The sequence below is a fragment of the Mucilaginibacter lappiensis genome (assembly GCF_050433765.1).
Taxonomy (GTDB): domain Bacteria; phylum Bacteroidota; class Bacteroidia; order Sphingobacteriales; family Sphingobacteriaceae; genus Mucilaginibacter; species Mucilaginibacter lappiensis_A.
On sequence record NZ_JBNPWP010000007.1, the window covers coordinates 89,641 to 103,708 of the forward strand.

The following is a 14,068-nucleotide window of genomic DNA, read 5'->3' on the forward strand; positions in this document are numbered from 1 at the left end:
GGAGAGCTAAGTCATTCTGAACTTGTTTCAGGATCTCACTGGACGGATATCCAGCGTGTGAACACACATGTGAGATGCCGAAATAAATTCAGGATGACATCTGAGGGCGATTACCCATCCAGCATCCCCATATCAAATTTTGGTTTGAGGGTGTACCTGAGTTGTACCAATCCGCTGCTGAATTGTTCTGAGCCAAGAAGCACCAGGTCGGTGCGTTCTTTAATATCAATAAACAATGGCTTGCCGCTGCCTAAAATGGTGGGATGCACGGATAATAATAACTCATTAATTTGATTATGGGCTATAAATGCCGATACCAGTTCGGCACCGCCATACAGCCAGATATTGGCACCCGACTGGTTCCTGATTTCATAGACTCGTAGCTTAAAATCGCCTCTGGTAATGATTTCATTATTCCCTTCTACATGGGTGAGGGTATCTGAAAATACATACATTTTTAGTGCCGCGAACATTTCTGGATAGGCAGCCATCAGCATTTCATAGCTTTTGCGCCCCAGGAAAATGGCATCAGTGCTGTTTAAAAACTCAGTCATGCCATAATCCTGATCCGCAAAACACCAGTCATATTCGCCATTTGGACCTTCAATATAACCGTCGAGGCTCATGGCCAGGTTTAAAATCACTTTCCGCATAGGTATTTTTTATAGATATGATGTGGTTATTCTTCGGTGACGCGGTTTTTTTCCTGCCATTGTTTGCTGAACGATTTTTCGGCTACGTTTGGCATCTCTCTGAAATGGCCCCACGACTTCTTAAAGAAAGTTTTAAGCAAATAGTTTTTCATTTTGCCGCCAAAAAAATCCATAAGCTTGCGTTTAAGCATGCCTTTTTTCCAGATACTCCAGCCCCAGCGTTCTTTGGCGGTAGTTAAGTGCTCATTCACGGCATCGCGGCGGTTAAGCAACAACATTTTGTGGATATCAATTTTTACCGGGCAAACCTCGGTACACCTGCCGCATAAGCTTGATGCATAGCTCAGGTGCTTAAACTCATCCATTCCGCGGGTATGCGGGGTTATAATAGAGCCAATAGGGCCACTGTACGTAGTGTTATAGGTGTGACCGCCTACGTTCTTATAAATAGGGCATACGTTTAAGCAGGCGCCGCAACGGATGCAATACAGGCCCTGTCGCTGATCTTTTTGAGTCAGCAGGTTGGTACGCCCGTTATCCAGCAATATCACATACATTTCATCGGGCCCATCGGTTTCGTCAGGCTGACGCGGGCCGCTTAAAATAGTATTATAAACAGTAAGATTTTGGCCGGTACCATGGGTGGACAGCATAGGCCAGAACAGGTCAAGATCTGCAATGGAAGGGATGATCTTTTCGATCCCCACAATGGCAATATGTATTTTGGGGAACGTGGTGCATAAGCGTGCGTTACCCTCATTTTCGCTGATAGCGATGCTGCCGGTATCGGCCAGCAGGAAGTTGGCCCCGGTTATACCTATATCGGCCAGTAAATACTTATCACGCAATAATTCGCGGGCTTTAAGCGTAAGCTGCTCGGGAGTGGCATCAATAGGGGTGCCAAAGCGCTCGTGAAACAGTTTGGCAATATCCTCTTTACTGAGGTGCATGGCCGGGGTAACTATATGATATGGCTTTTGGCCCAGCAACTGTACAATGTATTCGCCCAGGTCGGTTTCTAATGATTCCACATGGTTACTTTCCAGGAACTCATTTAAATGAATTTCCTCGGTAACCATTGATTTCGATTTAACTACCGTTTTAGCGTTTGCTTTTTTTATAATGTTCAGGATCTCGCGGTTGGCCTCTTCGGCATCATTAGCCCATATCACTTTGCCGCCGCGCTTTTGGAAATTGGCCTCAAACTCTGGTAAAAACTTATCCAGGTTCTCCATCACCTTCCATTTTATCACATGCCCTTTGCGTTTGGCATTGTCAAGGTTAATGATGCGGGAAAGGCCGCGCGCTACCGAGGTGCTGTATTTATCAATGTTGTTATTGATAATACGGCGGTGATCAACATCAAATGCCTTTTCTGTCGAGGCAACCAAAAACTCTTCCGCAGTGCTTCCCATATATGCGAAAATAAGGTTTTTTTGTTTAGATTGTTTTTGTAGAAATGCAAATTTGCGTCTTAAATATTACCACAAACAAAAAGAGACGCATATAATGCGTCTCTAAAGGTCTTTATTTATTCACTCGCCTTCCCATCAACTAACGGGCGCTTATCGCGGTTGGCCAGTTCCCAGCCGGTGTAAAATACCAGTTGTGCACGTTTGGCCAGCAGTGGGAAGTTAATTTTACTTACTTCATCGCCTGGCTGGTGATAATCGTCATGTACGCCGTTAAAGTAAAATATGATGGGCACACCATGTTTGGCAAAGTTATAATGATCACTGCGATAGTAGAACCGGTTAGGGTCGTTTGGATCATCATATTTATAATCAAGATGTAATTTGGTGTAGGTATTGTTAGCCTGCTCGCCAACATTATGCAGCTCCTTGCTCAACATGGCCGAACCTATAGCATATACATAATTTGCAGAATCGGGCTTGCCAATGTATTCGTATCCTACACGACCTATCATATCAATATTAAGATCGGTAATGGTGTTGGCCAGCGGAAATACCGGATGTTCTGAATAATACTCAGAACCCAGCAAACCTTTTTCTTCGCCTACATTACCTAAAAACAGGATACTGCGGCGCGGGCCATGTCCGTCTTTTTTAGCCTGGGCAAACGCACGTGCAATTTCAAGGATGCCGGTTGTTCCTGATCCATCGTCGTCGGCACCGTTATTTACTTTGTCTTTGGCCTTTTCATCGGGATTAAGACCGATATGGTCGTAATGAGCTGAGAATATCAGTACTTCGTCCTTCAGATCGGTACCGGGCATATAGCCAAGCACATCAACTGCTTTTACATCGCCCCTGGTAGTTGCGTAATTGATCACTACAGCACTTGTTACATTTAAAGCAGGTGTAACTGCCGCAGCTGAAGCAGTTTTTAACAGATCATAGGTTTTACCGCTTGGTTTTACTAATTCATCCGCCAGCGTGGTAGTGATATTAAACAAAGGCGCATTGGTATTTGCAGGCTTAGCAGCAGCGTCTTTAATAGTAAGGCGCGGACTGGTTACACTTTTACCAAAACGGCTAAGTGCGGCTGTAATGCCCGGGTTAGCAGCAAGTATGGCAGCCGGTTTTTTACTTTGTAGATATTTAATAGTTTTGGTACGGTTAGCAGTTAAGCGGTAGCTGGTATTTGGGGTTGCACCTGCTTCGGGCTTATCCTCGTTTATCCAAAGTAATATTTTTCCGGTAAGGTCGGTGTTGCCTATTTCGGTGTCGGTTCCATAACCTACAAACACAATATCATTTACATTGATGTTATTATCAGGGTAGGCGCCATTCAAAAAGAAATCCCGACCGTACTCAAACGTTTTTCCGTTTACGGTGAATGCGGTTACTTTTAAAGCATTTTCGGTAAGCGGAACGTTTAAAAAATAGGAGCCATTTACAGGAGCCTGCAGGCCTAACCTTTTAAATTCAGCAGCTATGTAGTTGGCTGCCTTCTCGGCGCCGGGCTTACCGGTTTCGCGACCCTCAAATGCGTCAGATGCTAAAATGCTGAGGTGTTTTTTGGCATCATCTGCACTAATGAGCTGCGCGTATTTTACAGCTGTTGGATTTTGCTGGGCACAGGCATTTAATACAAATGCTGTTGAAAATGCCCATAACGTTATTTTTTTCATTTATTATCAGTTAATTGTGTTTATGGTTTATGGCGAAGATTAAACTGCGCTTTAGGCTTTCTGCCTTAAGCTTTCAGTTTTAACAGGCAATTTTGCCAACACGTGTAGCGTGTCGGCCTCCTTCAAAATCAGTATTTAAAAAAACAGCTACAATTTTTTTTGCCTCCTCGATACTGATAAAACGGGCTGGTATACATACAATGTTGGCGTTGTTATGCTTGCGGGCCAGTTCGGCAAGTTCCTCGTTCCAGCATATGGCCGCGCGGATATCCTGATGCTTGTTGGCGGTTATAGCCACTCCGTTAGCGCTGCCGCAAACCAGGATACCAAGATCAAAATCGCCACTTTCAACTGCCGATGCAACGGGGTGGGCAAAATCAGGGTAATCGGCAGATTCATTGGAGTAGGTTCCAAAATCCTTTAGTTCAGATGCCTCCACAGCTTGCAGTAAAACTTGTTTATAATCAAAGCCGGCATGGTCGGCACCAATGGCAATTTTTAGCCCTTTTATCATAGCCCTAAAATAATATTAAAATGAAGGGCTAAAAGTAAAGAATTTGTTGGAAATGGGAATAAATGTGTGGGTGATTAGATTTCAGGTAATTAAATTCTCTCCACGTGTCATTGAGAGACACAAAGCAATCTCTTTAGACATATCGGCGAAGACTCACGCCGACACTGCTGCGCTTTTCGACCCTCTCTTCGGCTTCGCCGTAAAGAGGGTATAACAAGAAAAGCTGCCACCGGCAGCTTTTCTTGTTATACTTATATGTTTTTCATTTGCACATCTGAAATCATCTGCACATCTGCTTTACGATTTCATAAATTCTTCTTCTTTTTTCAGTTTTCTTTTTTCAACCAGGCTGGCCACTACAATACTCACTTCGTAAAGTACAAACAACGGTATACTTACAACAGTCATAGTAAGCATATCGGGTGTTGGTGTTACAATGGCCGCTATGATCAATATAATTACTACGGCATACCTGCGTGTTTCGCGCATAAACTTAGGGGTTAAAACGCCCAGGTTTGATAATATGTACACCAGAATAGGCAGTTCAAACACCACGCCCGTTGCCAGTGTTAAGGTAGCCACTGATGATATGTATGAATCAATAGAAAATAAGTTTTGAATTTTTGTACTTACCGTATAGCCCGATAAAAAGTTGATAGACATGGGCGTGATCACATAATAGCCGAAAAGTACACCCATAAAAAACAGTATACAAGCATAAAAAACAAAGCCGGTAGCCGCCTTGCGTTCTTTATCATGTAGGGCGGGTTTTATAAAGCGCCATATCTCCCAGATGAGGTAGGGGATACCCAGCGTAATGCCTATAATAAGCGCCGAGTTGATCTGTAGGGTAAACTGCCCGGCCATTTCTGTATTGATGAGCTGTATGTTGATTTTATCGATGCAAAAACCGGAGCGGTGTAACATTGCGCCAAGCTCGCACAGCATGCGATATGTCCAGAAAGTGGGTCTGCTGGGACCCATGATAACGGTATCAAAGATCCAGTCGTAAAAATAAAATACTACGGATGTAAATATTACAATAGCTACTGATGCCCTGATCAAATGCCATCTTAAAGCTTCCAAATGGTCAAAGAAAGACATCTCTGCCTCCATCGTTTTGCCTTTATCTTTTATGGCTTTAATTATCTTGTTTTCGCTCATTGTGTATTTAAATGCCGCTGTATAAACGCTATTGTGCTAAGTACGTTTTATTGTATGAAGATAGTTTGAATTTTATTTAAAATTCAAATGTTTCCATAAACTTGGTAGTAAAATTACCGGCGCGGAAGTTAGGGTCCTGCAGTAATTTAAGATGGAAAGGTATTGTTGTTTTTACACCTTCTATCACAAATTCGCTTAGAGCCCGTTCCATAGTACTTAGCGCCTCATCGCGGGTTTGCGCTACACATATCACCTTGGCTATCATGGAATCATAGTTAGGTGGTATTACGTAACCCGTGTACACATGGGTATCAATACGCACGCCATGGCCACCCGGCGAGTGGAAATTGGTTATTTTACCCGGTGAAGGGCGGAAATTATTGTAAGGGTCTTCGGCGTTGATACGGCACTCAATGGCATGCATGGTTGGCTCGTAGTTTTTGCCTGAAATAGGGATGCCCGCAGCAACTTTTATTTGCTCCTTGATCAGGTCAAAATTGATCACCTCTTCGGTAACCGGGTGCTCCACCTGGATACGGGTGTTCATTTCCATGAAATAGAAGTTACGGTCTTTATCAACCAAAAACTCTACAGTACCCGCACCTTCGTATTTAACGGCTTTTGCGCCTTTTATAGCAGCATCGCCCATTTTTTTACGGAGTTTTTCGGTCATGAAAGGTGATGGAGATTCTTCAACCAGTTTCTGGTGACGACGCTGTATAGAGCAATCGCGCTCAGAAAGGTGGCATACTTTACCATACTGGTCGCCTACCACCTGGATCTCGATGTGGCGCGGATCCTGAACATATTTCTCCAGGTAAAGGCCATCATTGCCAAATGCGGCGCCTGATTCTGCACGGGCCGAATCCCAGGCGTTCTCAAACTCATCATCCTTCCAAACAATGCGCATACCGCGGCCACCACCACCGGCGGTAGCTTTTAATATGATAGGATAACCTATTTTGTTAGCTATCGCGATGCCTTGTTTAACATCAGTAAGTAAGCCTTCTGAACCCGGAACAATAGGTACACCGGCTTTTTTCATGGTTTCTTTTGCTGATGCCTTATCACCCATTTTATTGATCTGATCGGCAGTTGCACCAATGAACTTGATACCGTAATCGGCGCAGATGGCAGAGAATTTGGCGTTTTCAGACAAAAAGCCGTAACCCGGATGTATGGCATCGGCATTGGTAAGCTCGGCAGCCGAAATGATGTTAGGGATATTTAAGTAAGAATCGCGGCTTGGAGGGGGACCTATACAAACAGCTTCATCAGCAAAACGTACATGAAGGCTATCGCGGTCGGCAGTTGAATATACAGCTATGGTTTTAATACCCATCTCTTTGCAGGTACGGATAATTCGCAGGGCTATTTCGCCCCGGTTAGCTATTAATATTTTTTTAAACATCTTTTCTTAAATGTGCAGATTACAAATGTGCAAATATGCAGATGATAAATTACAGATATGCAGATGTGAAAATTATAAATGTGCAGATGAATTAAAACCGATCATCTGCACATCTGAAATCCGCATATCTGCACATCTACTAAATAGGTTCTACTAAAAATAAAGGCTGGTCGTACTCTACGGGTGATGCATTGTCAACCAGTACTTTTACTATACGACCCGAAACTTCTGATTCAATTTCATTGAAAAGTTTCATGGCTTCAATGATGCAAACCACGGAGCCGGTTTTTATCTCGTCGCCAACGTTTACAAACAAAGGTTTATCAGGACTCGCGGAGCGGTAAAAAGTACCGATCATTGGCGATTTGATGGTAAGATATTTGGAGGTATCCGGACCGGCAGGAACTACAGGCTCGGCAGCAGCGGCAGCAGCCAGTGGTAATGGTAAAGCAGCCGGAGCGGTTTGCGCGGGTATGGTTGCACTAATTACCTGCGGCTGTACCTCATTGGTTTTTATGGTGATCTTAAAATCTTTTTGCTCAATTGACACTTCGTTTACGCCCGATTTTGAAACAAAACGAATAAGGTCCTGAATTTGTTTAATATCCATACTTAGGGATTGATTGGTTTTGGATAAAGTTTATTATCTAAGTTTTATGATAATGTGCAAACTGGCAATATGCAAACGTGCATACCGCAAATGTGCAAATGTTTTTCAATGGTTTGTTGTCAAATGTACAGCTATGCAAATGTGCAAATGTTTTTTTATGATTTATCTATTAAGTAAGTAACATATTAAAATGAACAGATGTTTTATTTTTCTAATCGGCAAATCTGCACATTTGAAATTTGCACATTAAATAAAATCTGCAAATATCAATAGGCCCATTTTAAATAGATGGAACCCCAGGTAAACCCGCCACCAAATGCAGCTAAAATAAGGTTATCGCCTTTTTTAAATTTACTTTCCCACTCCCATAAGCAAAGTGGTATGGTGCCATTGGTAGTGTTCCCATAGCGTTCAATATTTATGATCACTTTATCAGCGCTTAAGCCGGTACGATTGGCTGTAGCATCAATAATGCGCTTATTGGCCTGGTGTGGTACCAGCCATGCAACATCATCGCCTGTAAGGTGGTTGCGTTCCATTACGTCATGTGCTACATCGGCCATATTGGTTACGGCAAATTTAAATACCGCAGGGCCCTCCTGGTAAGCAAAGTGCTCAAGGGCATCAACGGTTTCGTGTGATGCGGGTTTTACAGAACCACCTGCCTTTTGGTGTAAATAGGGTACACCTGAGCCATCGCTTTTAAGTATAGAGTCAATAACACCATTACCTTCGGTATTGGGCTCAAGCAATACAGCGCCGCAGCCGTCGCCAAAAATAATACAGGTAGCACGGTCATGGTAATTGGTTATGGACGACATTTTATCGCCGCCAACTACTAAAACTTTTTTATGCTTACCTGTTTCAATAAATTGGGAACCGGTTACAAGCCCAAACAGAAAGCCTGAACATGCTGCCTGCAGATCATAACCCCAGGCGTTTTTGGCGCCTATTTTATGGGCCAGGATATTTGCCGTAGCCGGAAATACCAGATCGGGCGTGGTGGTGCAAAAGATGATCAGGTCAAGTTCATCAGCGCCAATGCCTCGTTTTTTTAATAAACCTTGCACGGCCTGAACTGCCATATCAGATGTACCCAAGCCTTCGCCCTTTAATATACGGCGCTCCTTAATGCCAGTGCGGGTCACAATCCACTCGTCATTTGTGTCAACCAGTGTTTCAAGCTCCTGGTTAGTTAAAATATAGTCGGGAACGTAACCGTGTACAGCAGTAATAGCGGCATGAATTTTATTCATCTTTTATTTTTTTACTGAAAAGCTTGTTTAATTTTATCAACGAGGTTGCTCTCAACCATATTTCTTGATAAAAGAACCATGTTTTTGATAGCCTCAGGGCTTGAAATGCCATGACCTACAATTACAGGTGCATTTACGCCCAGAATAGGGCTGCCGCCATACTGCTCATAATTAAACCTGTCGAAAAATTCGTCTTTTAGCTGTTTCTTTAATGTTATAACATAGAACGACTCGGCAAGCTTTAATATTACATTGCCAGTAAAACCATCGCATACATAAACATCGGCAGTTTCGCTAAACAGGTCGCGTCCTTCAACGTTACCCACAAAGTTAAACAGTGATGTTTCTTTCATTAAAGGATAAGTAGCCTGGCAAAGGATGTTGCCCTTTTCTTCCTCCTCACCAATGTTCATGAGCGCAACACGCGGGTTATCAATATTATATACTGATTGCGCAAGCAAACTGCCAAGCACACCAAACTGAACCAAAACATCGGGTTTGCAATCGGCATTGGCACCTACATCCAACAAAATACCCAAACCTCCTTTAAGTTTGGGTACAATAGTAGTCATGGCCGGGCGTATAACACCCGGAATGGTTTTTACACTGAACATGGCACCAACCAGCATAGCGCCGGTATTACCGGCCGATGAAAAAGCCTGTATATGGCCTTCCTTAAGCAGCTGAAAACCAACCGCAATACTTGAATTGGGTTTTTGAACAATGGCTTTAGTAGGGTGCTCGCCCATACCTATCACCTCGGTTGTATGTACAAACTCGAAATGATCGGGGCTCACATTATTTTCCTGAAGAATAGTCGCAGTAAGTTCTTTATCGCCAATAAGCACCAGTTTTTGGTCGGCAGCTAAAGCCTTATAAGCTTCGATTGCCCCTAAAACGGTTGCTTTGGGAGCAAAATCACCGCCCATAATATCTAAGCCAATCTTCATTTTCAGAAAATTAAACTTATGCTACAGCTGCTTTTTCTATCAGTAATTTACCGTTGTAGTAAACGTTACCATCAACAGTATAAGCTCTGTGCGGTAAGTGGATAGCACCGGTAGTTTGGCAAGTAGTTAAAGATGGCGCTACAGCTTTGTAGTGTGTTCTACGCTTATCTCTTCTTGATTTGGATATTTTACGTTTTGGATGTGGCATGATCCTGTTTTTTGTTATTTATTTATTTATTTTCTTGAGTACATCCCACCGTGGGTCTGTATGCTCACTTTGTTCGTCATTTGCCGAAAGGTTGTTTAACTTTTCAAGCATTTCTTTATCACAATATGAAGTGTTACCCTCATTGTTGCATACCGATATAAATGGCATGGCAACGTTTATGTATTCATATATTAACCCTGCAATATTGATCTCATGATCATTTTTGCTCAGAGTGATGATCTCATCATCTTCATCAATAACTTCGTCGCTAAATTTAGCGATCTGTTGTTCGGTTATATCCAGCGGTTGTGGATATTGTGCCAAACACCTGTCGCAATTAGCATCAACGGTGCCTTTAATTTGGAAATTCAGGATCAGCATTGTTTCCTGTTTGTCCAATTCTAAATGGCAGTGCAAGTTAGCCTTTTTAACAAGCGAATAGTCAAACTCGTCAAAAAAAGCATCATCTACAGTAAATTCAAACTGGTGTTTTCCCAGTTTAAGCCCTGTATAAGGAATCGAATATTTTCTAAGCGATTTCAATGAGCAACAATTAGCCCGCAAATGTATGGAAAAATACTACAATTGAAAAGTGTTTTTTTAATATTGATTTGAGGGAGGTAAAAGGCTAAGGGTGAAAGGGTAAAGGTAAATATTGAACACCGAATTTTGAATTTCGAATAATGAACGCTCAAATATATATCAAATATGAAGATATATTTCTAATCCCATATGTTTACTTCGCCGTTATGTTTTATTTGATGAGGCTGTTATCATTAAGCGGGATGCGTATATAAAGCTTATAACAAAGTGCCTGAAGGGTTTTATTGGATAGGGAGTTTTTACCTGCAAGAAACAGATTTACATATTCTTGGCTGCCAATAACATTTGTGAGGAAAGAAGCGGGCATTTCGAGCTCTTTCATTTTAAGTTTAATAACATCCAACAGCGTGAGCCGCGGCAGTTCAATATTACTGGCTTCGTAATGCCTGATCAATGGCAACAATAAAGCCAGCTCATCAAATTCAGGGGTACCCGGCCGTGCATCAAATATGGCGATTGCCTTGTTTAAAGCTTTTTCATATTCGGTTTTAGTTTTGAAATCCAGCTTACTAACTATATAGCCCTCAATTTTAGATGGGAGTATTTCCGGAGCTTTGCCTAAATGAACATCCGTAAGATCAACAGGTATACCTACAGCAACTTGGAGTGTTTCTTTGGTTTCGCTTAGATCAGCAACTTTAGCTTCTGCCTGGTTTGTGGCACGGCCCGGAATATCCGGAACCTGGAGTACAACAGTGGTTGTGACCACCTTCCGCTCCAAATCAGGGTATTGAATTTTCATCTTTTCAAACTCCGCTTGTTCATATTCAACAAGAGCCTCTTTGGTACCCAACCAGGTAATATAACCGGTTTTAAGCCATGGATTAAATTTGTATTGGATCTGATAATCGCCTCGGCCCAAACCAGAACAACAGGTAAGTATCCCCTCTATCGGTTGGCTTTCAATTTGCTTAAAGATATCTTTGCCTTGCCGATAAGGATATTCTTTAAGCCAGGTTAAAAAAGAGGTTTGAGCTTCGGGATGCTGCTCAATATAATCGGCTATTTTATTTTTGGTGATGAAGGTTATGGCCATGTATCTAAGTTACAAAGCTAAAGGCACAAAGCCAAAAGCGCAAAGCTTCTATTTGCTTTAAGCTTTTGGCATTTAGCTTTAGGCTATATCTTGAGCCTGATATTAATTTTATCAAGCAGTCCCGTTAACCAAACCATTACAAAGGCAAATACAATACATTTTATAAGTCCGCCGGTGCCCTGGCTTAAATATTCAGGATAACCAATGTTGGTCATTTCATATATAGGATAAAACAAAAATGGTATAATATAACAGGTAAAAGTATTGGTACCCGCAGGTTCAATGATCTTGAACCAGTTGTATTTATGTTTAAAATCGACCACAAAAATAAATATGGCGTACATGATTAGGCTTATACCTGTACAAATAAGCACCCATGAAGGGGTATCGCGTGCTTTTGAAATACCGCCGCTAAAATAGCGTACAATAAAGCCCATGTTAAACATGATGATGGCTATTAATATAAGCGCGGCCCATAGCAATTTAAGCTCATTATTTACTTTAAGGCGCATGTACAGTACCGAGACAAATACCCCGGCCATAGTGAAAGCCTGCATGGCACCGTTGCCTGCTATCCATACATATTTTTGCAGGCCGCTTAAAAAATCAAGAAAACCAAAGTGAAAATCGATATTGAAGAACATGAAGAATATCCATGCGGTGGCCTGGATCCATAAATGGCCTTCTGAATAATAATATATAAGCGCGCAAACCAGGTATGACCAGCCAATGAGCCCCAGGATGCCCCACCAGGTAAAATGCAGCCAGGTATGGCCGGGGTCGTTGGTTTTATATAGTATGGACATAGCAATTAGCAAAACCACACCAAAGCCTTGCAACAGGTAGCGTTTAAGGTTGGTGGTTTCTTTACTATAATCTAAAAATATAAAGAAGAAGCTAAAGGTCACCAGGCTTTCCCAAACAGGTTTGGGCAAAATGGAAGTTACTTCATTGTAGGTTTCCATATTGGCATGAAAAAAGCCAATGAAAATTAATGCGAACGACCGGCTTACTATGCGCGATAATAATTTATAGTTACCACTCTTTAACCTGTTTTGAAATGCAAATGGTATGGATAAGCCTACAATAAATAAAAATGCGGGGAAAATGGTATCGGCAAGGCCTAAACCATCAACGTTTTCGCCAGCGTGTTTAAGCCAGATCGGAGTATTTGGAATGCCATCAAGGTCATTCACAAATATCATCAGGAACATCGTTACAGCGCGAAAAGCATCAATGGAGCGGACACGACTAAAAAAATCATTCATTAAAGTTGTAAATGCAATATACTAAGCAAATGTTTTAATCTAACGTTAATTAAATTGAAACATTATTATTACAGAGCACATTATTAATCCCGGTCGCGGCTCAGCTTGGTAAATATCAAAGGGTTTTCATTAAGCTCTAAAGTTTCGCGACGGTGCTTTACAATGTGAATGGCGGTAAATAATGCCTCGCGAAATGATATTTCTGAAGCCAGATTTTTGCCCGCTATGTCATAAGCGGTTCCATGATCAGGTGAGGTGCGTACAAAACTTAGGCCCGCTGTAAAGTTAACCCCCGATTCAAAGGCTATTTGTTTAAAAGGGATAAGTCCCTGGTCGTGATACATGGCCAGTACGGCATCAAATTGCAAATAAGTTCCGTTTGCAAAAAAGCCATCGGCCGGATAAGGGCCAAAAGCCAGTATATCATGGTTGCGGGCTTCCTCAATAGCGGGTATAATGGTGTCTTTTTCTTCACTGCCAATAAGACCGTTATCACTGGCATGGGGGTTTAGGCCCAGTACCGCGATTTTGGGTTTGCGGATCCAAAAATCATTTTGCAGGCTATAGTTCATCAGTTTTAGCTTAGCCACTATTTTTTCGAGCGTGATGCTTTCTGCAACTTTAACAATAGGGATATGCCCGGTAACCACGCCAACGCGCAGAGTATCGCTCACCAAAAACATCAGTGATTCGGCAGCACCATCGCGTTCCTGCAAATATTCGGTATGGCCCGGAAAGTTAAACTGATCGCTTTGGATATTGTCTTTGTTAATAGGTGCCGTGATCAGCGCATCAATATAGCCTTGCTTTAAATCGGCCGTAGCGCGCTCTAATGATAAAAAAGCGTACTTGCCACCAGTTTCGGTAACAATACCGGGTTCAATTTTTACATCCTCTTCCCAGCAATTGATCATGTTGGGTTTTTTATGCTGCGCCTGCGAAGGGTCGTTAATGACATGAAAATTAAGCTCATTAATATGGGTTGCACGGCGGTGAAACGAGGCCACTTTGGTATGGCCATAAACAATAGGTGTACAATATTCGTAAATGTGGTTATCAGCTAATGTTTTAAGGATTATCTCTAAACCAATACCATTTACATCACCTATGCTTATCCCAACTTTAATTTTTTCGCTCATTTTATTACTTATGATTGCACTGATCATATCGTGATTATACCGATAATAAACAATGGTTAAATTTATAACGATTACTTTGAAACTGTACGGTGTGGCTTAACCTTTTGCCTTTAACCCTTCAGTTTTTACCTGATTTTATACTGCAAATAAAAGATTTTAAGC

The 14,068-nt window shown here is 42.0% G+C and carries 14 protein-coding genes; all 14 read right to left on the reverse strand.

Annotation, left to right across the window (positions count from 1 at the left end; translation table 11 throughout):
* Window positions 1-110: 110 nt before the first annotated feature.
* The 14 genes from M2273_RS20600 to pdxA all read right to left on the reverse strand — a co-directional run bounded on the left by M2273_RS20600 (window position 111) and on the right by pdxA (window position 13,906).
* Window positions 111-653: a dihydrofolate reductase family protein gene (locus tag M2273_RS20600; RefSeq protein ID WP_429399655.1), complete on the reverse strand. Its 543-nt coding sequence runs from the start codon at window positions 651-653 to the stop codon at window positions 111-113.
* Window positions 654-679: 26 nt separating this feature from the next.
* Entirely contained in the window at window positions 680-2,068 is a 1,389-nt protein-coding gene (locus tag M2273_RS20605; RefSeq protein WP_429399656.1) for a LutB/LldF family L-lactate oxidation iron-sulfur protein, read from the reverse strand.
* 116 nt (window positions 2,069-2,184) lie between these two features.
* A complete protein-coding gene (locus tag M2273_RS20610; protein WP_429399657.1) occupies window positions 2,185-3,747 on the reverse strand; it encodes a M28 family peptidase in 1,563 nt (520 codons plus the stop codon).
* A 79-nt stretch (window positions 3,748-3,826) separates the two neighbouring features.
* The gene (gene rpiB / locus M2273_RS20615; RefSeq protein WP_429399658.1) at window positions 3,827-4,261 is read right to left on the reverse strand and encodes a ribose 5-phosphate isomerase B; all 435 of its coding nucleotides are present in this window, start codon (window positions 4,259-4,261) and stop codon (window positions 3,827-3,829) included.
* A gap of 297 nt (window positions 4,262-4,558) precedes the next feature.
* The gene (gene tatC / locus M2273_RS20620) at window positions 4,559-5,425 is read right to left on the reverse strand and encodes a twin-arginine translocase subunit TatC (protein ID WP_429399659.1); all 867 of its coding nucleotides are present in this window, start codon (window positions 5,423-5,425) and stop codon (window positions 4,559-4,561) included.
* Between the two features lie 76 nt (window positions 5,426-5,501).
* Window positions 5,502-6,836: an acetyl-CoA carboxylase biotin carboxylase subunit gene (accC, locus tag M2273_RS20625; RefSeq protein ID WP_429399660.1), complete on the reverse strand. Its 1,335-nt coding sequence runs from the start codon at window positions 6,834-6,836 to the stop codon at window positions 5,502-5,504.
* Between the two features lie 139 nt (window positions 6,837-6,975).
* Entirely contained in the window at window positions 6,976-7,446 is a 471-nt protein-coding gene (gene accB / locus M2273_RS20630; protein WP_429399661.1) for an acetyl-CoA carboxylase biotin carboxyl carrier protein, read from the reverse strand.
* A gap of 266 nt (window positions 7,447-7,712) precedes the next feature.
* A complete protein-coding gene (locus tag M2273_RS20635) occupies window positions 7,713-8,702 on the reverse strand; it encodes a beta-ketoacyl-ACP synthase III (protein WP_429399662.1) in 990 nt (329 codons plus the stop codon).
* A gap of 11 nt (window positions 8,703-8,713) precedes the next feature.
* Window positions 8,714-9,652 (reverse strand): phosphate acyltransferase PlsX, encoded by a 939-nt coding sequence (gene plsX, locus M2273_RS20640; RefSeq protein WP_429399663.1) that lies wholly within the window; start codon window positions 9,650-9,652, stop codon window positions 8,714-8,716.
* 16 nt (window positions 9,653-9,668) lie between these two features.
* Complete coding sequence (gene rpmF, locus M2273_RS20645; protein WP_183568123.1) at window positions 9,669-9,860, reverse strand: 50S ribosomal protein L32; 192 nt, start codon at window positions 9,858-9,860, stop codon at window positions 9,669-9,671.
* Window positions 9,861-9,878: 18 nt separating this feature from the next.
* Window positions 9,879-10,403 carry a YceD family protein gene (locus M2273_RS20650; RefSeq protein WP_429399664.1) on the reverse strand — a complete coding sequence of 175 codons (525 nt, stop codon included), beginning with the start codon at window positions 10,401-10,403 and terminating at the stop codon, window positions 9,879-9,881.
* A gap of 211 nt (window positions 10,404-10,614) precedes the next feature.
* Window positions 10,615-11,499, reverse strand: a complete 885-nt coding sequence (locus tag M2273_RS20655) for a hypothetical protein (RefSeq protein WP_429399665.1) — start codon at window positions 11,497-11,499, stop codon at window positions 10,615-10,617.
* An 83-nt stretch (window positions 11,500-11,582) separates the two neighbouring features.
* Window positions 11,583-12,767, reverse strand: a complete 1,185-nt coding sequence (locus M2273_RS20660; RefSeq protein ID WP_429399666.1) for a DUF5009 domain-containing protein — start codon at window positions 12,765-12,767, stop codon at window positions 11,583-11,585.
* 83 nt (window positions 12,768-12,850) lie between these two features.
* Window positions 12,851-13,906, reverse strand: a complete 1,056-nt coding sequence (gene pdxA / locus M2273_RS20665; RefSeq protein ID WP_429399667.1) for a 4-hydroxythreonine-4-phosphate dehydrogenase PdxA — start codon at window positions 13,904-13,906, stop codon at window positions 12,851-12,853.
* Between the last annotated feature and the right edge of the window lie 162 nt (window positions 13,907-14,068).